Below are 20,915 nucleotides of genomic sequence, written 5' to 3'. Positions count from 1 at the left end.
TCAGTTCGCGGGTCGGGACAGGGGGGCGAACCCGTACGCCTGCTCCAGGGCATGCCGGGCGGTCTCGGGCAGATACCGGCGCATCTCGTCGAACTCGCGGGACCGGCCCAGCCGCGTCGACTCGGGGAACCGCGGCCGCTGTTCGAGCCAGTTGGCCACGGTGAGCGTCGCCAGGCCGGCGTACTGCGCGTCCGTGACACCGACGTGCTCGCCCGTGCGGGTCTCCAGCAGGAACGGCGCCCCGTCGAAGGCGGCGTCGAAGATGCTGGTGCGGGCGACGGTGCCGAAGAGGTGGACCAGCAGCTCGGCCTCGTCGCCGATCAGTTCGCGGACCTCGGGACGGAGTTCCAGGGGTACGGCGCCGGTGGGGAAAATCTCCGTGCCGTACACCGAGTGGAACAGACCGGCGTCGCACAGCGCGTCCCCGCAGTCCCAGGCGCGCAGCAGGTCGTGGACGCCCTGCAGATGCGCCAGGAGGTCGGTGCCGGAGTGCTGGAGGACGTCGGTGCCGTGCTGTTCCAGGAACGCGATCTTGTCGGCGTGGCCGACGGCGGCAGTGACGCCGGCCTGCGCGGCGGCGAGGGTGTCGTGGGTGCCGGTCATGGCCACGAGGATCGTGCGGGGACCCTCGAAACTCGAACGGCCGTGTGCCATGGCCATGTTGTCCACCATCAGCAGGTCCCCGCGCTGCCAGGGGAAGGCCAGCGTCTCCGCGTCGTAGGCGGCGCGTACGGCGGCCAGGTCGGCCTCGGGGATCGGGCTGCCGTCGCCGTAGTAGGCGTTGCGCGGCAGGTCGGCCTCGGGCATGAGGTCCAGCAGCGCCAGGCGGGTGGACTCCTTGAGGTTGGAGACATGGAACAGGTGCGCCTGGTTCATCCAGCCGGGCCGGCCGGTCACGGGGTGGGTGGCGACGGCCTGGCAGACCTCGGTGGTGCGCAGCGCGCCGTCGTCGAGCCACTCGTAGGAGATGCCGCGCTCACGGCAGAAGCGCTCCACGGCCGAGCGGTCGGAGGTGGCGAACGCGTCCTCCCACGAAATGCCCAGGCCGGCGCGGTAGTTGCGCACATAGCGCACCCCGTGGCGCTCGAACCGCTCGCGCACGTCCTCGGGGATGCGCCGGTAGACGGCGTGGCTGTCGGAGAGCGGGGTCTCGCCGCCCACGGGCGCGGCGACGGCGGCGTAGAACCAGATCCGCTCCGGCCAGAAGCTGGTGTAGCTCATCTCGTTGTGGAGCGGGATCACCTCGCTCGCCGGGTACTCGGTGGACGTGTAGACGTCGCCCACCTTGCTGCGCGGCGTGGAACCGTAGGTGTACTCCCCGAGCTCCTCGCCGAACACCCGGACGAACCGGGAGAACGCGGCGGCGTCCGGCGCGTCGAAGCCGCGCAGCAGGCAGGCGCCCGCGCTCAGCAGCCGCTCGTCGAGCCGCTCGGCGTTCGCTGCGGCCCAGGTGGCGGGAGAGACGCCCGGCTCGGCCGCTTCGTAGACGGCGACCCGGTCCCGGTCGGGGAACAGGCACCATTCCTTGACGTCAGGCATGTGACAGGTCTTCCAATCTCTCGCGTCGGATGGCTCCGTCGGGGTGCGGTCGCTGCCGGCGTCCGCCGGCGTGGGGCCCGTCGTGGTGCGGTCCCGCGGCCCGGATCACCCGCCCTCCGGCCGGACGAACGTCCGCAGGGTGGCCTCCACCACGCCGGCGAGGCGCTCGATGCCCGCCCGCTCGTTGAGGTTCCGGCTGAAGCGGAAGCCGACTCTCAGGGCGCCGCTGTAGACCCGGCAGTCGATCATGAGCCGGTGCATGCGCTGCAGTTCCGGCATCGGCCACGCGTCCTCGATGGGCGGGCCGAGCACCGGGGACTCCTCCACGACGTTGTCGAAGTCGCCCCAGTTGTTGAGCAGGATGTGCGGCTTGCCCAGCGGCGCCAGCGCCTCGGCGACCTCCGGCCGGGCACCGATGTAGCGCAGCAGGCCGAAGCCGAGCCCCTTGCGCGGCACCGCCTTCAGCTGCGCGGCCACCGAGTCGAGCAGCGCGCGGGCGCCGCCCTCCTCGGGCACTTCGAGCAACCTCGGCGAGGTCATGGAGAACCGGCCGATGGCGCGCGAGAGGTCGAGCTCGTCGCCACCGAGCTCCCGGCCGCGGGCGACCAGGTCGACGATGACCGAACTCTGGCCCGACCACTCGGTGAAGCCGCGGAGCGTGGCGGCGAGCAGGGCCTCGTTGACCGAGAGGCCGTACCCGCGGCGCATCGCCAGCCGCAGCGCCGTCGTCTCCTCGACGCCGAGTCCGATGACCACCGACTCCTCGGTGGACATGCAGTCGTCTCCGCCCTCGTGGTCGAGGGGCCAGTGCGGCACGGGCCGCTTCGCCAGCGCGGTCCAGTACGCGGCGTCCTCGTCGAGTTCCGGGGAGCGCGCGAGCCTGTCGAGGTTGCGGGCCCACGCCGCGAAGGACGAGGTCGGTGGCTCCAGTCGCGGCTGCTGCCCGGCGGCGAGGGACGTGTAGGCGGCCTGGAGGTCCTCCATCAGGACGTCCCAGGAGCTGTTGTCCATCAGCTGGTGGTGGACGACGACGATGAGCGTGTCCGGCCGGCCGGACCCGAACTTCACCAGTGCGACGTGCAGCAGCGGCCCGTTGGAGAAGTCGAGCTTGCGGTGCAGTGCCGCGTCGAGCCGCTGGAAGGCCACCTTCTGGGCCGCCGGATCGAGGGCGGACAGGTCGACGCTGGTGAACGGTGTGCGGTCGAAGCCCTCCTGGACCTGGACCCGGTAGGTGCCCTGGTCCTCGGGGAAGCAGATGCGCAGCGAGTCGTGGTGCTCCAGCACGCACTGCACGGCGCGCTCCACCAGCTTCGGGTCGAGGGGGGCGACCGCCTCGAAGATGAACGGATGGGTGTAGGTCTCCTTGTCCGGGAAGTCCCGCTCCAGGAAGGCGAGGTGCGAGGGCACCAGCGGCACCGGTCCGCTGTCCGCGCCCTGCCCGGCGCTCTTCGCCGGTGCGCCCGCGACCTGTGCCAGCCCGGCGATCGTGGGGTGCTCTATGAACTGCGCCGGCGTCACCGAGACCCCCGCCTTGCGCGCACGGTCCACCACACGAATCACATGCAGCGAATCACCGCCCAACGCGAAGAAGTCGTCGTCCGGCCCCACCTCGGACAACCGCAGCACATCCCGCCAGATCCCGGCCAGCGTCTCCTCGGCGCGCTCACGCCGCCCGCCACCGGCCACCTTCGCCAGCCCGGCGATCGTGGGATGCTCGATGAACTGCGCCGGCGTCACCGAGACCCCCGCCTTGCGCGCGCGGTCCACCACACGAATCACATGCAGCGAATCACCGCCCAACGCGAAGAAGTCGTCGTCCGGCCCCACCTCGGACAACCGCAGCACATCCCGCCAGATCCCGGCCAGCGTCTCCTCGGCGCGGGTGCGCGGGGCCGTGGTGCGTGCGGTGACCGCGGGTGCCGTGGTCGTGGCCAGCGCGCCGCGGTCGACCTTCCCGTTGGGCAGCCGGGGCAGGGCGTCGAGCAGGACCAGTGCCGGAATCATGTAGTCGGGGAGCTTCTCGCGCAGCGCGGCCCGCAGGCTCTCCGCCGTCGCGCCGCTGCCGGGGCGCAGCGCCACGTGACCGACCAGCCGACGCTCGTCCGCGCCGTCCGCCACGCACAGCACGGCGCACTCGGCGACCCCGTCGCACGCGGACAGCACCGAGGTGACCTCGGCCGGCTCCACCCGGTGACCGCGGATCTTCACCTGGTCGCCGATCCTGCCGAGGAACTCCACCTTGCCGTCGGGCAGCAGCCGCCCCCGGTCGCCGGTGCGGTAGAGCCGGCTGCCCTCGGGCCCGAAGGGGTCGGCGACGAAACGCTCGGCCGTGAGCGCCGGGTCGCCGAGGTACCCGAGCGCGAGGCCGGTCCCGCCGATGCCGATCTCGCCCTCGTGCCCGACGGGCACCGGCCGCAGCCGTTCGTCCAGGACGTGCACCCGCGCACCGGCGATGGGCCGTCCGAGCGGCACCACCGCGCCCCGGCCCTCGCGCGCGTGGGCGACCGGCGCGGCCAGGACGATGCCGGTGGTCTCGGTCTGGCCGTACATGTTGACCAGCCGCGGCGTGCCGCCCGGCGCCGCGCGCAGCGCCTCGGGCAGGTCGTACAGCAGCGGTTCGCTCGCGGTGACCACGAGTTCGGGCCGCCACCCCTCGTGCCGCGCCAGCGCCGGCTGGACGACCCGCAGGTAGGACGGGACGAGGTCGAGCACCTGCACGCCGTGTCGGGCGGCGTACGTCAGCAGCGTCTCGGGCGAGGCGATGACGTCGCGGTCGGCGACGACGACATGGCCGCCGTGCGCGAGGGGCACCGCGAACTGCCGTACGGACGACGAGAAGGCGAAGGACGCGGTGTGCAGGTACACCGGTTCCGCGGGCAGCCCCAAGGAGTGCGGCAGTGACTGCACGTACCCGGCCAGGCCTCGGTGGGACAGCACGACGCCCTTGGGCAGGCCCTTCGTGCCGGAGGTGTAGACGACGTAGGCGGGCAGATCGGGTGAGAGGTCCACCAGCGGCGCCGGGTCGGTGAGGGCCGGCGTCCCGGTCTCCGCGTCCTCCACGTCCTCCAGTACCAGCAGCCCGCCCGGTGCCTCGCCCGCCGAACCGGCCAGCGCCCGGGAGGTGACGGTGAGCGCGGGCCGCGCGTCGGCGACGATGGCCGCGCGGCGCTGCGCCGGATACGCCGGGTCCAGCGGCACGTACGCGCCGCCCGCCTCCATCACGGCCAGTGCCGCGACCAGGCACTCCACGCCCCGGTCGAGGTACACGGCCGCGGTCGCCCCGGGCCCGACGCCGGCGGCGGCGAGCACCCGCGCCAGCGCCCCGGACCGGCGCCGCAGCTCCCCGTAGGTGAGGGTGGTGTCGCCGCAGGTGACGGCCGGCGCGTCGGGCCGCAGGGCGGCCTGTTCGACGAAGCGCGCGACGAACGTGCGCGTCTCGGCGCCCGCCGGCAGCTCCGGTCCCCGGCTCAGCGCGTCGATACGGCGCCGCTCCTCCTCGGTGAGAAGGTCCAGGTCGCCGAAGACCCTCTGCCGTGGATCGGCGACGAGCCGTCCGAGGAGCGACTCGAAGCGGTCCATCATCCGGGCGACAGTGTCCGCGTCGAACAGGTCCGTGCTGTACTCCACATGGCCTTCGAGTCCGCGTTCCGTCTGCCACAGGTCGACGACCAGGTCGAAGCGGGCGGTGTGCTGCTCGGCCTCCAGCTCGGTGAGCGTCAGCCCGTCGCCGGGGTCGGGCAGGACGTCGTTCTGGTTCTGCAGGGCGAAGCGGACCTGGAACAGCGGCGAACGGCTCAGGCTGCGCCGCGGCGCGACGGCGTCCACCACCATCTCGAACGGCACGTCCTGATGGGCGTACGCACCGTGCGCCACCTCCCGCACCCGCTCCAGCAGTTCGGCGAAGGTCGGATCGCCGGACAGGTCGACGCGCAGGGCGAGGGTGTTGGCGAAGAAGCCGACCAGCGGCTCCAGTTCGGTCATGGTGCGGCCCGCGACAGGGGTGCCGACGGTGATGTCCTGCTGTCCGCCGGCGTGCGCCATCAGCACGTCGAACCCGGCGAGCAGCACCATGAACGGCGTCACGCCCTCGCGGCGGGCGAGTTCGGTGACGGACCGCGACAACTCAGCGCTCCAGCGCATCTCGTGGCGTGCGCCCCGGAAGCTCTGCGCCGCCGGCCGCGGCCGGTCGGTCGGCAGCTCCAGCACGGGTACGTCCGCGAGCGTCCGCTTCCAGTAGCCGAGCTGGGAGTCCAGCTCCGCGCCCTTGAGCCACGAGCGCTGCCAGCGCGTGTAGTCGACGTAGGTGAGCGGGACCGGCTTCAGCGGCGAGGGCTCGCCCTCGCGGAAGGCGCGGTAGAGGGCGACGAGTTCGTCGAGCACGATGGCGACCGACCAGCCGTCCGAGACCGCGTGGTGCAGGGTCATCACCAGCACGTGCGCGTCCGGCGCGAGGCACAGCAGCCTGCCGCGCAACAGGGGTCCCTCGCTCAGGTCGAAGGGGGTACGGGCCTCCCGGTCCATGAGTTCGTCGACGAGCGCCCGCTGCTCCGCCTCCCCCTCCAGGTTCACCTCCTCGAAGGGCACCTTGCGGGCCGGCAGGATCGCCTGCATCGGCTCGCCGTCCAGCGAGGGGAAGTAGGTGCGCAGCCCGTCGTGGCGGGCCCACAGCGCCGCGAACGCCTGGCGCAGCGCGGCCCGGTCGAGCGCGCCGTCCAGCCGCAGGGCGATGGGCACGTTGTAGAACGAGCTGTCCTGAGCGAGCCGGCTCAGGAAATAGAGCCTGCCCTGCGCGTACGACAGGGGCGCGGGTGTGGTGCGCGGTGTGGGCACGACCCGCGGCCGCTGCGGCTCGCCGCCCAGGCCCTCGATCCGGGCCGCGAGGTCCGCCAGGGACGACGCCCGCAGGAAGATCCGCAGGGGGATGTCCGTTCCGAGCGCGTCCCGCAGCCGGGCGACGGCCTGTGTCGCCAGCAGCGAATGCCCGCCGAGTGCGAGGAAGTCGGCGTCCCTCGCGACCTCGGGCAGTCCGAGCACCTGGCTCCAGACGTCGGCGACGGTCCGCTCCAGCGGTGTCCTGGGCGGGTTCGCCGCGCCGTCCGGTACGGCGCTGCCGGCGCCCGTGGGGTGGGGGAAGGCGGGCCAGTCGATCTCGCCGTCGGAGGTACGCGGCAGGGCGTTCAGTACGACGAGGTGCTCCGGCACCGTGCGGGCGGGGAGTTCGCGGGCCAGGGCGGCGCGCAGGACGTCCGCCGTGGTGGCAGCGGTGCCGGTTCCGCGACCCGCGTCATGGGCCGCGGTGTCCGGCACGGCGGCGTAGGCGACGAGCGCGGTCCCGCCGGGCAGGTCGGTGCGTGGCACCACGACGGCCTCGCGCACCTCCGGGAGCCGCTCCAGCACCGCCTGGGCCTGCGCCGGTTCCGTGAGCTGCCCGGCGACGCGTACCCGGTCGTCCACGCGCCCGACGTACGCGAGGGCGCCGTCCGGGCCGACCCGGACGAGATCACCGGTGCGGTGCAGCCGGGCGCCCGGTGCCTCGCTGAACGGGTCGGGCAGGAACCGCCGCGCCGTCAGGTCCGGCCGGTTCCAGTAGCCGAGGGCGACACCGGCACCGCCCAGCCAGAGCTCTCCGACGGTCCCGGGGGCGGCGGGCCTGAGGGCCGCGTCCAGGACGTGGCAGCGGGTGCCGGGGGCGGGGGTGCCGCCGGTCCCGTCCGCGGCGGGCGCCTCGGCCGTGATGTGTGCCGTACGGCCCGAGAGCAGCGTGCCGAGGACATCGGCGACGGTCAGGACGGAGCCCGCCGGGGCGCCGCCCCCGGCACAGTGCCGGGCGAGGTTGCGGTGGGTGACGACGAGCCCTTCGGGCCGCGACGTGACACCGGGGTCGTACAGGACGCAGCTCGCGCTCCCGGGAAGCGGCCGTGCCGAGCCGCCCGCCGGGGCCGGCCCGCCGGGATCCTCCTCGACCAGCACCCGGGCCCGCCCCTCGGGCAGTGCGCCGGCGTGGCGCGCGCTCGTCAGGACGGCCGTCACGCCGGCGTCGTCCAGCAGGCGTGCGATCGCGCCGCGCGGGTGGGCCGGGTCGACGGGCACGCACACAGCACCGGTCTTCAGCGTCGCGAGTACGCCGGCGACGAGGTCGACGCCCCGCTCCAGGCAGAGCGCCACGCGCGCCCCGGTCCCGGCGCCCGCCCCGCCCAGCAGCCCCGCGAGCCGGTCCGCCCGCTCGTCCAGCTCGCCGAAGGTGAGGGTGTGCTCAGGGCCGACGAGTGCGGGCAGGTCGGGCGTGCGGCGTGCCTGCCGCTCGAACTCCTCGTGCACGCACCGCCCGCCGAACGGCACCGGCTCCTCGGCGGTGCGCCAGGCCTCCTCGATCCGCCGGGTCTCCTCGTCGGACAGGAGACGGCCCTGTCCGAGGGCCGTGCCGGGCTCATCGGCGAGGTGTCCGAGCAGCGTGCCGAAGCGCCGGACCAGCTCGGTGACGGTCGTCGGGGCGAAGAGGTCGGTGGCGTACTCGAGTGTGCCGTGCAGTTCGCCCGCGCTGTCCGGCCACAGCTCCAGCGTCAGGTCGTACTTCGCCGTACCGGTGTGGTGGTCGACGGTGGTGACCTGGAGTCCGCCCATCGCGTCGTCCATGGCCTGGTCGTCCAGCAGCGCGAAGCTCACCTGGGCTATCGGCGCATGGGCGAGACTGCGCGCCGGGTCGACCGCCTCGACGACGCGGTCGAAGGGGACGCCGCTGCGGGCGAGGCCCTCCTGGGTCGCGTCGCGGACCCGGCCGACGAGTTCGCGGAAGGCGGGGTCGCCCGAGGTGTCCACCCTGAGGGCGATGGAGTTCGCGAAGAAGCCGACCACGTTCTGGATCTCGTCCTGCGGCCGGTTCGCGACGGGCGTCGCGACCGTGACCTCGCCCTGCGTGGAACACCGGGACAGCAGCGTGGAGAAGGCCGCGAGCAGCACCATGAACGGGGTCGCCTGCTCGGCGCGGGCGACCTTGTGCACGGCCGGCCAGATCCCCGAGGGCAGCGTGAACCGGTGCAGCGCGCCGCGGAAGCTCTGCACCGCGGCCCTGGGCCAGTCGATCGGCAGGTCGACGGTCGCGGGCGCCCCCCGCAGCGTCCGCCGCCAGTAGTCGAGCTGCGGAGCGAGTTCGTCCTCGCGCTTCGGCCCGGCCTCCCAGGCCGTGTAGTCGGCGTACTGCACCCGCAGCGGTTCGAGTCCGGCCTCGCCGCCCCGGACACCGGCCGCGTAGAGCTTCATCAGCTCGTCGATCACGATGCTCATCGACCAGCCGTCGCACACACTGTGGTGGATGACGAGGAGCAGGACGTGCTCCGCGGGGTCGCACTGGAAGAGCCGGACGCGGGCGAGCGGCCCGTGCTCGAGCGAGAACGGCCGGGCGGCCTCCGCCTCCAGCGCCGCGACGAGTCCCGCTGCGGCGTCCGCGTCCTCCATCAGGACGACGGGGGTGAGGCGTGCCTCGATCTCCGGCAGGATCCGCTGCTCCGGGCTGCCGCCGGGGGCCGGGAACACGGTCCGCAGCGACTCGTGCCGTGCGAACACCTGGCGCACCGCCGTCTGCAGCACCTCGGTCTTGAGCGGACCGGTGAGCCGCAGCGCCACGGACAGGTTGAAGACCGCACTGCCCGGGCTGAGCTGGTCCATGTACCACAGGCGTCGCTGTGCGGCGGACACCGCGAGCCGGCCGTCGCGGGGCACGGGGACGACGGAGTCGGCGGTCCGGGCGCCGCGTCCGCCGAGGCGCTTGGCGAGAAGCGCCCGCTTCGCGGGGGACATGGCATCGAGACGTGCCTGCGAGACGGCCTGCCGCGCAGGGCCGGTGGCGCTCATCGGGCGGATTCCTTGCCGGACGACGCGGTCCGCGCCATGTGGGCGACCAGGCTCAGCGGTCGCATGTCCGTCCAGTTCGCGTTGATGAAGTCAATGCAGGACGCACGGTCGGCGGCACCGTGGGAGACCGTCCAGCCGGCCGGGACCTGAGCGAACTCGGGCCACAGCGAATGCTGGCCTTCGGCGTTCACCACCACGAAGAAACGCCCATTCGGGTCGTCGAGGGAATTCGACATCACGCCTCACTCTTTGAACTGGGTTCTTTTCTCGATGAGCAGCACGTCGACCGATTGCGGGGAAGGGCCCCGAGCGGAGTCCGCAGGCTCAGTCCCACGCCCAGTTGTCGGGCGCCGACGGCGTGGTGTCCTGAACGGACAATTCCCGGCCGGTCGAGGCGGAGTCGGCTTCGGTCGCCTGCGCGGCGGACACCGCGGGAAGGGTGAAAAGCACGGAGAGGACCGTCGCTCCGAAGGCCTTCTTGATACAACAACTCATCTCAACCTCACAGTTTCGGGCGTGCCGGAGCAGCGCGGACGGGAGCGCGACATCACAGAGAGGGAATTGCGTGTTCCGGAAGGCCCCCGGCTTCGTGGAGGAAGGCAGCTCCGGTCGACTCGCTGAAGCCTGGCGCAGAGCAGGCCCCGTGTCAGCGATCCCGGATGGCAGGTGGCGGACATGGCCTACAGAGGCCAGCCGGGGGCACTGAACGTACGCCTGGCCGCTCCGTGTCATGACCTCAAGCGGCCCGGTCCGTCCGACTCCGCCGGCTGGGCCCGGCGCCTATGTTCGGCCCCTGGGGGCGGGCCGGCCGGTTCTTCCCGCGGCCATGCCTCGCCCACCCACTCAGGTTCCCTTGTCGATGCTTCACGAACCTTCGGGAGTAAGCCGATGTCCATCTCAAGAGACCTGTCCGAGAAAGCTGTCACGTCCTGGGTCGTGAGTGTCGTGGAGGAGGCGTTGCGGGCGGGTCCCGTCACGCCCGCGGACAGTTTTTACGACTTCGGCGGCTCGTCGCTGACAGCCATGCGGATCTGTATCCGCATTCACAAGGAGACGGGTGTGGACATCGCCCCCGAGGCACTGCTCGACAGCGACACGATCGGCCAGTTCGCCGACGAGGTAGCCGCCCGGAAAACCAGTTGACCGCACACCGGTCGATGAGGGAAGTCGCCCTGATCCACGAGGCGGTGAGCCACCACGCACGGCTCACCCCCGACGCCGTCGCCCTGATCGACGGGGACGAACGCGTCAGTTACGCGGACCTCGACGCGGCGTCCGACGTCCTCGCCCTGAGCTTGCGTGACCAGGGCGCCGGCCCGGGACACCTGATCCCGGTCGTCCTGCCGCGGTCGGCACAGCTCGTCGCCGTACTGCTCGGGATCCTCAAGTGCGGGGCCGCCTACGCCGCGTTCGACGTCCGCTGGCCACGGGCCCGGGTGCGCGCTCTGCTGGACCTCCTCGATCCGCCCGTGGTCGTCACCCGCGACCCGCTGCCGGGTGCCTCGCCGCCCGCCTGGGCGCCTGTGGCCGGTCCGCCTCGACGGCCGGCGGGCACCTGTGCGGACGTCCTTGCGCGCATCGACGTCACGCCGGACGATCCGGCCACGGTCTTCTTCACGTCGGGTACGTCCGGCCGGCCCAAGGCCGTGGTCTCCCCGCACCGGGCGACCACCCGGCTGACCCCGACGACGGCCCTCTGGTCGGGGCCCGGCCGCGTGATGACGCAAGCTGCGCCGGTCTCCTGGGACGCCTTCTCGCTGGAGGTGTGGGGGACGCTCACCGCGGGCGGGACCTGCGTCGTGGTCCCGTCCGCCCGCCTTCTGCCGTCCACGCTCCGCGCCCTGGTACGCGAGGCCGGCGTCAGCACCGTCTTCCTGACCACGTCCCTGTTCCACCTCTTCGTGGAGGAGGACCTCGGAGCCTTCCAAGGGCTGAGCGACGTCCTCACCGGTGGCGAACGCCTGTCGGCCGGCCCGGCCCGCCGCTTCCTGAACGCGTATCCCGACCTGCCTCTGACCAACTGCTACGGGCCGGTGGAGAGTTGCGTGTTCGTCTCCGTCCACAGGGTGACTCCCGAGGACTGCGCGGCCCCGGACGGTGTCCCGCTGGGCACCGCGATACCCGGAACGCAAGTCCACGTCCTGTCCGGGGACACCCCGGCGGCTCCCGGCGCCACGGGGGAGATCTGCATCTCGGGCGACGGTCTGGCACGGGAGTACCTGGGAGCCCCCGAGCTCAGCGCACGCGGCTTTCCCGTCGTCCCGGTCGCGGGCCGTCCGACGAGGATCTACCGGACCGGGGATCTCGGGCGGACGGACCACCGGGGCGTGCTCCACTTCCGCGGCCGGTCCGATCGCCAGGTGAAGATCGCAGGCCACCGCGTCGACCCCCAGGAGATCGAGGAAACGGCCCGGCGCATCCCCGGCGTGCGCGAGTGCGTCGTCGTAGCCACCGCGGACCACCTCGGAAGCGGCACCCGACTGGCCGTGTTCTACACCGTCGACCCGGCACCCGCTCCCGGCGGCCGGGACCTGCGGCCGTCCGCACTCCGCAGCGAGCTGGCGGCACGGCTTCCGGCCCATCTCGTGCCGCACGTGGCCCGCCCCGTGCCGGAACTCCCCCTCACCCCGAACGGGAAGACCGATCACGCGGCCCTTGAGGCGTACCTGGCCGCCCCCGCCACCACCGGCACCGTGAACAGGAACTCGTGATGACCACCAGCCTCCCCGGGCACGCACACCCCGAGCCCTCCGCAGTCACCTATCCGATGTCGTACGAGCAGGAGTCGATCTGGCTCACCGACGCGTTCGGCAACGGCAGCGGGCAGTACGTCGAATCGTGGGTCCACCGCATCGAAGGCGACTTCAGCGCGGCTGCCGCGCAGCAGGCCCTGACCGGCATCGTGCGCCGGCACGAATCCCTGCGCAGCCGACTCCACATCGACGGGGACCGGGCCCGCCAGGAAGTCCTGCCCCCCATGCCGGTGCCCCTCACCCGGCGCCGGGTGTCCCCCGCGGACCTGCGGGCAGCGATACGTGAGGTGGTGTCCCGGCCCCTCCCACTGGACCGGCCTCCGCTGCTGCGCGCCTGCCTGCTGGAGGTCGGAGAACGAGACGCCGTACTGGCGGTGACCGTCCACCACGCGGTCGTCGACGGATGGGCACTGCACCTGCTCGACCAGGAGTTCAGCGACCTCTACCGCGCGGCACTGACCGGGCGCGCACCCGGCCTCCCCCGGCCACCGCTTCAGTTCGGCCCCTGGGCACTGCGGCAGCGAACGACCGCTGGCCTGCGGGACGTTGTCGACGCCTACTGGAAACCCGCCCTCGCCGACGCGCCGTCGGAGTCGACCTTCCCCCTCGATCACCCCCGCCCCGACGTTCCCAGCCACCGCGGCGGCCTGGTCGAGTTCACTCTCGACACGGAGCTCACACGCCGGCTGCGCGGCCTGGGCCGGCAGTTCAAGGCCACACCGTTCGTCGTGTACGCCGCCGCCGTCACCGCCCTGCTCGCCAGACACGGTCAGCAGGACGTCGTCCTGGGCACCCCGGTGTCGCGACGCGACGGCCCCGAGCTGGAACCGATGATCGCCTGCCTGACGGACGTCATGCCGCTGCGGCAGACCGTCGAGCCGGCCCGGTCGTTCGGTGAACTCGTGCTCCGCACGAAGGAGACGGTCCGCTCCGCCACCGCGCACAAGCACGTGCCCTACACCCTGCTGGTCCGGCGGACGGGAGCACCGCGCAGCCGTTCTCGCCTCCCCCTCTTCCAAGTGGTCCTGACCGTGGACGACGCACCCGCTCCGGGACTGTCCCTGCCCGGCGCACAGGCCGAGCGGCTGCACCCGCACAACGGGACGGCGAAGTTCGACGTCTTCTTCCATCTGATCCCGGAAGGCGACGGCTGGCGCGGGCGGCTGGAGTACGCCGAGGACCTCTTCACCCCCGCGACCGCCCGTCAACTGGCCGATCGTCTGCGGCTCTTGCTGGTCGACGCGGCGCACGACCCGGCTCGCGCGGTGGGAGACCTCACGGTGACCACCGCCGCCGACCGGTCGCTGCTCGGCGCCTGGGCGGACGGGCCGTCCCCGACGGGGACGCCGCTGCCGGCGCACCTGGCCGTGGCCCGGTCCGCCCGGTCGGCACCCGATCTGCCGGCGGTCGTCCACGGCCGCGAACACCTCACCTACGCACAGCTGGACGCCGCATCCGACGCGCTGGCCGCGCACCTGCTGACCGTGGCGCGCCCCGGCGACCGCGTCGGCATCCTGCTGGAACGGACGGTCCGACTGCCGGTCGCGGTCCTGGCCGTGCTGAAGGCCGGCTGCTGCTGCGTGCCCCTCGACGCGGCCTATCCCGCCGAGCGGATCGCGTTCATGCTCCGCGACAGCCGCCCCGGCGCCGTGCTGACCAGCCGCCGGCTCCAGCACCACATCACCCGGCTGCCGGACGTGCCCCCGCTGTTGCTGGACGAAGGCCGGCCGACGGCACCCGGCCACCGGCCGAGCCTGCCGGACGTTCGCCCACAGGACCCGGCCTACCTGCTGTACACCTCGGGGTCGACGGGCCGGCCCAAGGGCGTCGTGATGCCCCACCGGTCGCTGGCCCATCTCGTCCACTGGCAGTCCCGCCGGTCCGCGCGGGGAGCCACCACCGCCCAGTTCGCGCCGCTCAGCTTCGACGTCGCCTTCCAGGAACTGTTCAGTACCTGGGCGGCACGCGGCACCCTCGTGCTCGTCGACGACGGGGTACGGCGCGACCCGGCCCGACTGCTCGCACTGATCCGGACAGCGGCGGTCGAACGCCTCTTCCTTCCCTACGTGGCCCTCCAGCAGATCGCCGAGTACGCCGCCGTCGACGACTGGCACGGCCCCTCCCTCCGCGAAGTCATCAGCGCCGGCGAGCCGTTGTTCATCACCCCGGCGATCAGGGACTTCTTCGCGCACCGCACCAGCGCCTCGCTGGAGAACCAGTACGGTCCCACCGAGACCCACGTGGTCACCGCCGAACGCCTCCTGGGCGACCCCTCGGCATGGCCGGACCGCCCGAGCATCGGCCGCCCCGTGCCCGGGGCTCGGATCCGCATCCTCGACGACCGGCTTCGGCTCCTTCCCCCCGGAACGGTGGGCGAGATCTGCATCGGCGGAGAAAGCGTCGCCACCGGATACCTGGAACGTCCCGACACCACTCGCCAACGGTTCGTCCAGGACCCCCACGGCCCCGGCGCGGGCCGTCTGTACCGCAGCGGCGACCTGGGGAGGTTCCGGCCCGACGGCACGATCGAATGCGCGGGACGGCTGGACGGCCAGGTGAAGATCCGCGGGCACCGAGTGGAATGCGGCGAAGTCGAGGCCGCGGTGAAGTCCGTCCCCGGGGTCGCCGACGCCGTCGTGACGGTCGATGCCACCGTCGTCCACGACCAACGGCTGATAGCCCACTACATACCCGCCGGCGGTGCCGCCCCCGACACACGGGAACTGCGCCGCATCCTGCGCGGCCGGCTTCCCGAACACCTGGTTCCCTCCGTGTGCGTCGCGGTGCCCGCCTTCCCCCTGACTCCCAGCGGCAAAGTGGACCGCGCCGCCCTGCGCCCTCCGCCGGCACACCACCCGCGGTCCGCCGCGGTGGCTGCCGCACCCGGCCTCCAGGGCACGGAGCGTCGAGTGGCAGCGCTCTGGAGCGAGCTCCTGGGCACCACCCGGATCGGGCTGGACGACGACTTCTTCGCGCTGGGCGGCAATTCGGTCCTGGCCGTACGGCTGCTGCTCAGGATCCGGGAGGAGTGGGGGACCCAGCTCACCCTCGCGTCGGTGTTCGCCGCTCCGACGGTCGCGCGCTTGGCGGGACTGCTCGGCGACGACGCGCCACCGGTCGCGCCCGATCCGCTGACCGACACCGAACTCGACCTCAGGATCGCCCCCGCGGCCACCGTCACCCGGGTCGTACGCGATCCCGAACACGTGCTCCTGACCGGGGCGACGGGTTTCCTGGGTGCCTTCCTGCTCCGCCGGCTGCTCACCGCCACCCGGGCCACCGTGCACTGCCTGGTGCGGGCGAGCGGAACCGGCTCGGGAACGAAGCGGATCCGCGCGGCGCTCGAGCACTACCAGTTGTGGGACGACGCCTTCACCGAGCGCGTCGTGGCGGTCCCCGGCGACCTGGCACAGCGCCGGCTGGGCCTGTCCGAGGACACCTTCGCCCGCCTGAGCGGTCTCATGGACGCGGTCTACCACGCCGGAGCGAACGTCAACCTGACCCGGTCGTACCGGCAGCTGAAGAACGCGAACGTGCGCGGCACGGCCGAGGTGCTGCGCCTCGCCGCCTCCCACCGGTCGGTGCCCCTGCACCACATCTCCACCGTGGGCGTGTACGCGGGCGACCTGGCCGGCCGCACGCACATCCGCCCGGAGGACCCCCTGCCTGCCGCAGCCACCCTGTGGAACGGGTACGCGCAGAGCAAATGGGCTGCCGAGGTCGTGCTGGACCAGGCGAGGAAACGCGGGCTGCCGGTCTCGGTCTACCGTCCGACCCGCATCGCCGGAGACACCGCCGGCGGTCTGTGCCAGCCCTCCGACTATCTCTGGCTGCTGCTGAAAGGGTGCGTCGAGGCCGAACTGGCACCGGCCGACCCGGAGTCCGGCTTCGATCTCGTCCCGGTCGACCTCGTCTGCGACGCCGTGGTCGAACTGTCACTCATGCCGGAGGCGGCGTCCGGCACCTTCCATCTGGCCGGCGGCCGGAATCTCAAGCTGGCGACAGCGGTGGACTGGCTGCGCGGCATCGGCTACCGGATCACGGAGACCTCGTCGACCGCTTGGCGGGACACGCTGGCGCAGGACGAGACCAACGCGGCCTTTACGCTGCTCTCCCTCATCTCGCCGGAGGAGACGCTCGGGAGGAGGGATGCCGCCCCCTCGTTCGACGCGGAAAGCACCTGGGAGACGCTGCGGAAACGCGGAATCGGCCCGCCGGAGATGAACAGGGAGTACTTCGCCGCGCAGGTGCACGCGTTCGTGAGGGAGGGGTTCCTCCCGCCCCCCGCTCCGAGGGAGCGCTGAGCGTACGACGCCTCCGAGGGAGCGCTGAGCGTACGGCGCCGGTGGCGACGGAGCGTACGACGGCCGTGGCGGTCGAGGGCGCCCGGGGCCGGTTCAACCAGCCCCGGACCCGCCGCCGTCCGGCTGGAACGGGGCTTGGGACACCGCCCACACGCCGAGTGCCAGATCCGCCGTGCAGGAGGCCAGCCGCCAGCCTTCGAACCAGGTCCGGCCGAGCCACTGCGCCCAGGTGGCGGCGGCCAGTTTCTCGGCCTCCAGCAGGTTGGCGGCCATCACGAAGGTCATGGCCACCAACAAGGGCGGACTGGGGACGAGGCTGACGTGTTCCACCCCCGGCTGTGCGTCACGCCGGATCCGTTCGGTTGCCATGTCACAGAGCTGCTGAGCAGTTCCAGAGGCGGCCTGCCGGTCCGGCTGGAGGACAACCTTAATGGCGTACATGCGAAGAACATACGCACCTGTGAGCCCGTCGGCAGGCCATGGGCTCGGCCGCTTGCGGACATGACATTGAGATGCCACCGCACCGTTACAACCGCGGGGACCACCACGGCGTCCCGTGCGGCGCCACCCGAGGTGCCACATGGAGTGGCACACCGGGTGCCACATCGGGTGCCGCCTGGGGTGCCACGTCGGCGCCATGGACGAAGAACCGATCACTCATGTTGATCAGAACATGACTGTCAGTATGATGCGGCAGAATCGCGGCACTCGACCCGCCGCGAGAACGGGGGGGTACCGTCATGCTTGAAAGCGTCGGGCTGGCCATGAGGGATCAGAACGTCTACCGCACACTTCTCCTGCACCCGAGTTGGGACATAGACGACATACAGCAGCATCTCGGCCTGCCGCAGGAAGAGATCCGCGCGGCACTCGACCGGCTCGCCTCGCTGTCCCTGCTGCGCCCCTGTACGGACGCCGACCGCTTCGTCACCACCAACCCCGAGATCGAACTCAAGCCCGTCTTCGAGCGCATGGAGGCCGAGCTCGACGAGCAGCGGGCCAAACTCTCCCGCGACCGGGCGATGGTGGCGACGCTGGCCGCCGAGTACACCGCGCTGCGTCTCCAGGCGGGAGCACAGGGCCTGGAACGCCTTGAGGGCCTGGACAACGTCCGCATCCGTCTCCAGGAACTCGCCCAGAGCGCCACCTCCGAGGTCCGGGCCTTCATGCCCGGCGGCGCGCTGAGCCCGGGAGCGCTGGAGGCGGCTCGTCCCCTGGACGAGAACACCCTGGCACGTGGTGTGCGCATGCAGACGGTCCACCTGGACAGCGTGCGCAACGACCATTCCACGGTGGAGTACGCCGCGTGGTTCACGGCGCGGGGAGGCCGGACGCGTACGGTTCCCTCGCTGCCCATGCGCCTCATCCTGTGTGACCGCTCCATCGCCGTCATTCCGGTGAACCGGGAATCCAGCCAGGAGGGCGCGTTCGTCATCCACCTCTCCAGCGTGGTCGGGGCCCTCAACGACCTGTTCGACCTCGTCTGGGACCGCGCCACCCCGCTCGGCGACGTCCCGGTCCTCGACTGCGAGGGGCCCAGCGACCGCGATCTGACGATCCTGAAGATGCTGCAGGACGGTTTCACCGACGAGGGCATCGCACGCAAGCTGGGCGTCTCCATCCGCACGGTCCGCCGGCTGATGGCGGACCTGCTCAAGAGGCTCAACGCCCAGAGCCGCTTCCAGGCCGGCGTCGAAGCCGTACGCCTGGGCTGGCTCTGACGCCCCGCGGCCGAGGCCGGCTCAGCAGCGAGCCTCGGCCGGCCGGGAAGGTGACGACGGACATGCCCTACGCCCAGGACACGCTCGCCCTCGTCGCTGCATCAGTGACACCAGGCACCGATCGGGAGTCGTCACCTCATCAACCTCCGTACGGGCTGCGAACTACGCGGCCAGCGTCTCATCCTCCTGGGAGATGCCCACACGGCTCGCGCTGTACTGCTCCAGCAGCGCGTCGGCCGCGAGCAGCGCCTGTTCGGCGGTGCGGGCTCCGGTCATCACGCACAGCGTGTACGTGGAGTCCTCAAGATCCCGGCTGGTGCGACCGGTGGGGCGCACGTCGTGTTCGATACGCGCCTGAGCGAACCGGGCCAGTACAGCACGCAGTTCCTTCTCCGCCGGAATGATCACGGTGATACCTCTCCCTCAAAGCCCCTCCCGCGCGGCGGCCGACCGCACCGCGAGGAACTGGCTGCATCCACTCTGCCGCCACGGCTCACCACCGGGCACGTCAAGCAGGCTTTCAGGTGCCCCGCATCGAGAGGTCTATGCCATCGTGCCCGCTGACTTGTGGGCGCCCATCCGGGCCTGCCAGGCCGGCCGCCGTACGAGACCTCTGTTCGCCTTCCGACGTCACAAAACAAGGTGCGTGCCTGTCTCCCATTCCGGGGAAATCCGCTGCGGCGTCCGAAGCTCCGGCACATGCCAGCGTAAGAGTCCGTTTCGTCTACCTGCGATCACGAGGGCATGGCACGCGCTCGACACCCTCGCCCTGTGGCAACCTGCGGTTCAGCACAGTGACTTGGAGCCGGAGGTGTACCGAGCGTGGTGGCGAAACCCAATCCCACGGTCAGGAGACGTCGTCTGGGGGCTGAGCTTCGCCGACTCCGTGTGGCCAGCGGGCTCAAGAGCACAGAGGTGGCCAGGCAGCTCATGGTCTCCCAGCCCAAGATCAGTCACCTGGAGAACGGCAACCGTGCGGTCAGCCCGCGCGACGTCCGTGACCTGTGCGCCCTCTACGGCGTGACGGACCAGCCGGTCATCGACTCGCTGATGGAGATGGCCAGGGAGTCCGGCCAGCGAGGCTGGTGGCATCCCTACGGGGATCTGGCCGACAGCGTCTACATCGGCCTGGAGACGGACGCTGCGTCCCTCCACGCGTACGCGCCCATGATGATCCCCGGACTGCTGCAGACTCCCGCCTACGCCCAGGCCGTCATCGGGCAGACGATCCCTCCGCCCACCGCCGAACAGGCCGCCACGCGCCTCAAGGTGCAGCTGCGCCGCCAACACCGGATCTACGACCCGGCCCGCCCGCTGCGCCTGTGGGCCGTCGTGGACGAAGCGGCGCTACGGCGCGTGGTCGGCGGCCCGGACATCATGCGTGAACAGCTGGAGCACCTGAACGCACTGAGCGCCGAAGCGCACATCACGGTGCAGGTCCTCCCCTACTCCGTGGGCGCCCATCCGGGCCTGCCAGGACAGTTCTCCCTGCTGAGGTTCGCCGACAGCCCCGGGGCGGGGGTGGTGTACCTGGAACGCTTCACCAGCGACCTGTACCTGGAAAGGCCATCCGACGTGCAGCACTACACCGTGAGGTACGACCACCTCCAGGCCCAGGCCCTCGACCCCGCCGCCAGCGGCGACTTCATCACCGACATCGCCAAGACTTACATCGACGCGACCATGTCCACGGGCAGAGGCGACCGTTCCGCGCGGGTGTCCCCGTAACGGTGCAGACGCAGGCGGTACGTCCGCAGAACCGGTCCTGGTGGCCGCGGAGCCGCCGGACGCGGACCGCACACCACCAGTGGTGAGGTCACACCGTGGTGGAGATGACGACCATCTGCGTCACCGTGCCGTCCTCGCCGACCACGTCGCGCACGTGCCGGAAGCCCAGTCGTCGGCTCAGGGCGAGGCTCGCCGTGTTGCCGGCGCCCACCATGCCGTAGACCTCCTTCAGGCCGAGGTTGTCGGCCGCGTGACGCAGCAGGCCGCGCACGACCTCGGTGCCCATGCCCTGGCCCCAGTGGTCGGGTGCGAGGGCGAGGATGAGTTCGTGGCCGTCGACGTTGCCGGTCTTCTTCACCTCGGCGTGGCCGATGTAGGTGTCCTGCCGCCACACGCCCCACACGTCGAAGCGGTGCGTGGGGTAGACGTCGGTGAGGATGGCGCGGAACACCGCCCGCAGGTCGGCCTCCGGCGCCTGGTCCTGCCCCATCCAGCGGCACACCTCCTCGTTGCGCAGCAGGGTGACGAAGTGGTCCTCGTCCTCGGGGCGGTAGGGCGTGAACTCCAGTCGTTCGGTTCTCAGCGTGGGTGTCGTCCGGGTCATCGGCGGGCTCCTGGGGTGAGGCGGGACGAGGGCGCCGCGGACGGCGAGGCGTGGCTGTCCGCGGAGGCCGCCCTCGAAGGGTGATGCCGGCGCACGGGGCGGCGGTGTGCGCCGCCGCCCCGTGCCCGCGGCTCATGTCGGCGGGACGGTCACGCCTGCGCGTTCTCCATCCGCTCGCGCAGGCTGCGCGGACGCATGTCGGTCCAGACCTCGTCGACGTAGGCGGAGCACTCCTCCTCGGTGCCCTCCTTGCCGACGGGCTGCCAGCCCGCGGGCACCGCGATGTCGGCCGGCCAGAGCGAGTACTGGTCCTCGTCGTTGCGCAGCACCTGGTAGCGGGTGTTCTCGTCCATGTCGTGTTCTCCAGTCCTGGGTGGGATTCGTCCGGCCGGCCGCCGTCGGCGGCCGGGTCTGCTGA

The 20,915-nt window shown here is 71.9% G+C and carries 13 protein-coding genes; 5 read left to right on the top strand and 8 right to left on the bottom strand.

All coding sequences use genetic code 11. The features are described from left to right. The 4 genes from ACWD0J_RS02810 to ACWD0J_RS02795 form a co-directional block, all read right to left on the bottom strand. Positions 1-1,539 carry a TauD/TfdA family dioxygenase gene (locus ACWD0J_RS02810; protein ID WP_451493919.1) on the bottom strand — a complete coding sequence of 513 codons (1,539 nt, stop codon included), beginning with the start codon at positions 1,537-1,539 and terminating at the stop codon, positions 1-3. Between the two features lie 105 nt (positions 1,540-1,644). Then, positions 1,645-9,387 carry an amino acid adenylation domain-containing protein gene (locus tag ACWD0J_RS02805; RefSeq protein ID WP_451493918.1) on the bottom strand — a complete coding sequence of 2,581 codons (7,743 nt, stop codon included), beginning with the start codon at positions 9,385-9,387 and terminating at the stop codon, positions 1,645-1,647. Continuing rightward, on the bottom strand, positions 9,384-9,623 hold the full coding sequence (locus ACWD0J_RS02800; protein ID WP_451493969.1) for an MbtH family protein: 240 nt from the start codon (positions 9,621-9,623) through the stop codon (positions 9,384-9,386). Before ACWD0J_RS02800 ends, ACWD0J_RS02805 begins: the two co-directional genes overlap by 4 nt. Positions 9,624-9,711: 88 nt before the next feature. Further along, entirely contained in the window at positions 9,712-9,837 is a 126-nt protein-coding gene (locus ACWD0J_RS02795; RefSeq protein ID WP_451493917.1) for a hypothetical protein, read from the bottom strand. Between the two features lie 438 nt (positions 9,838-10,275). Between ACWD0J_RS02795 and ACWD0J_RS02790 the strand changes: the two genes are divergently transcribed. The 3 genes from ACWD0J_RS02790 to ACWD0J_RS02780 are packed head-to-tail and all read left to right on the top strand — an operon-like array spanning position 10,276 to position 16,444. Beyond that, positions 10,276-10,530, top strand: a complete 255-nt coding sequence (locus ACWD0J_RS02790) for an acyl carrier protein (protein WP_451493916.1) — start codon at positions 10,276-10,278, stop codon at positions 10,528-10,530. 14 nt (positions 10,531-10,544) lie between these two features. Next, positions 10,545-12,098: an amino acid adenylation domain-containing protein gene (locus tag ACWD0J_RS02785; protein ID WP_451493915.1), complete on the top strand. Its 1,554-nt coding sequence runs from the start codon at positions 10,545-10,547 to the stop codon at positions 12,096-12,098. Beyond that, positions 12,098-16,444 (top strand): non-ribosomal peptide synthetase, encoded by a 4,347-nt coding sequence (locus ACWD0J_RS02780; protein ID WP_451493914.1) that lies wholly within the window; start codon positions 12,098-12,100, stop codon positions 16,442-16,444. The genes ACWD0J_RS02785 and ACWD0J_RS02780 overlap by 1 nt, the downstream gene beginning before the upstream one ends. Positions 16,445-16,537: 93 nt before the next feature. On the opposite strand, the gene ACWD0J_RS02775 is transcribed toward ACWD0J_RS02780, so the two are convergent. Next, the gene (locus ACWD0J_RS02775; RefSeq protein ID WP_451493913.1) at positions 16,538-16,885 is read right to left on the bottom strand and encodes a hypothetical protein; all 348 of its coding nucleotides are present in this window, start codon (positions 16,883-16,885) and stop codon (positions 16,538-16,540) included. Positions 16,886-17,184: 299 nt separating this feature from the next. Here ACWD0J_RS02775 and ACWD0J_RS02770 point away from each other — a divergent pair, with 299 nt between their 5' ends. Further along, a complete protein-coding gene (locus ACWD0J_RS02770) occupies positions 17,185-18,165 on the top strand; it encodes a LuxR C-terminal-related transcriptional regulator (RefSeq protein WP_451493912.1) in 981 nt (326 codons plus the stop codon). A gap of 162 nt (positions 18,166-18,327) precedes the next feature. On the opposite strand, the gene ACWD0J_RS02765 is transcribed toward ACWD0J_RS02770, so the two are convergent. Continuing rightward, positions 18,328-18,573: a DUF5133 domain-containing protein gene (locus ACWD0J_RS02765; RefSeq protein ID WP_451493911.1), complete on the bottom strand. Its 246-nt coding sequence runs from the start codon at positions 18,571-18,573 to the stop codon at positions 18,328-18,330. Between the two features lie 414 nt (positions 18,574-18,987). Here ACWD0J_RS02765 and ACWD0J_RS02760 point away from each other — a divergent pair, with 414 nt between their 5' ends. Next, the gene (locus tag ACWD0J_RS02760) at positions 18,988-19,893 is read left to right on the top strand and encodes a helix-turn-helix domain-containing protein (protein ID WP_451493910.1); all 906 of its coding nucleotides are present in this window, start codon (positions 18,988-18,990) and stop codon (positions 19,891-19,893) included. An 88-nt stretch (positions 19,894-19,981) separates the two neighbouring features. Here ACWD0J_RS02760 and ACWD0J_RS02755 read toward each other — a convergent pair whose 3' ends face one another. Together ACWD0J_RS02755 and ACWD0J_RS02750 are read right to left on the bottom strand one after the other, a co-directional pair. Then, positions 19,982-20,497: a GNAT family N-acetyltransferase gene (locus tag ACWD0J_RS02755; RefSeq protein WP_451493909.1), complete on the bottom strand. Its 516-nt coding sequence runs from the start codon at positions 20,495-20,497 to the stop codon at positions 19,982-19,984. A 149-nt stretch (positions 20,498-20,646) separates the two neighbouring features. After that, positions 20,647-20,850, bottom strand: coding sequence for an MbtH family protein (locus ACWD0J_RS02750; RefSeq protein WP_451493908.1), 204 nt, complete (start codon positions 20,848-20,850; stop codon positions 20,647-20,649). Positions 20,851-20,915: the final 65 nt, after the last annotated feature.

The organism is Streptomyces sp. NPDC003011, assembly GCF_053591515.1.
This window is presented reverse-complemented; position numbering and strand designations above follow the sequence as displayed.

What these genes read in the sequence shown, in the direction of transcription:
- ACWD0J_RS02810 (WP_451493919.1), bottom strand. Translation starts at nt 1,539, where the DNA reads ATGCCTGACGTCAAGGAATGGTGCCTGTTCCCCGACCGGGACCGGGTC.
- ACWD0J_RS02805 (WP_451493918.1), bottom strand. Translation starts at nt 9,387, where the DNA reads ATGAGCGCCACCGGCCCTGCGCGGCAGGCCGTCTCGCAGGCACGTCTC.
- ACWD0J_RS02800 (WP_451493969.1), bottom strand. Translation starts at nt 9,623, where the DNA reads ATGTCGAATTCCCTCGACGACCCGAATGGGCGTTTCTTCGTGGTGGTG.
- ACWD0J_RS02790 (WP_451493916.1), top strand. Translation starts at nt 10,276, where the DNA reads ATGTCCATCTCAAGAGACCTGTCCGAGAAAGCTGTCACGTCCTGGGTC.
- ACWD0J_RS02785 (WP_451493915.1), top strand. Translation starts at nt 10,545, where the DNA reads ATGAGGGAAGTCGCCCTGATCCACGAGGCGGTGAGCCACCACGCACGG.
- ACWD0J_RS02780 (WP_451493914.1), top strand. Translation starts at nt 12,098, where the DNA reads ATGACCACCAGCCTCCCCGGGCACGCACACCCCGAGCCCTCCGCAGTC.
- ACWD0J_RS02775 (WP_451493913.1), bottom strand. Translation starts at nt 16,885, where the DNA reads ATGTACGCCATTAAGGTTGTCCTCCAGCCGGACCGGCAGGCCGCCTCT.
- ACWD0J_RS02770 (WP_451493912.1), top strand. Translation starts at nt 17,185, where the DNA reads ATGCTTGAAAGCGTCGGGCTGGCCATGAGGGATCAGAACGTCTACCGC.
- ACWD0J_RS02755 (WP_451493909.1), bottom strand. Translation starts at nt 20,497, where the DNA reads ATGACCCGGACGACACCCACGCTGAGAACCGAACGACTGGAGTTCACG.
- ACWD0J_RS02750 (WP_451493908.1), bottom strand. Translation starts at nt 20,850, where the DNA reads ATGGACGAGAACACCCGCTACCAGGTGCTGCGCAACGACGAGGACCAG.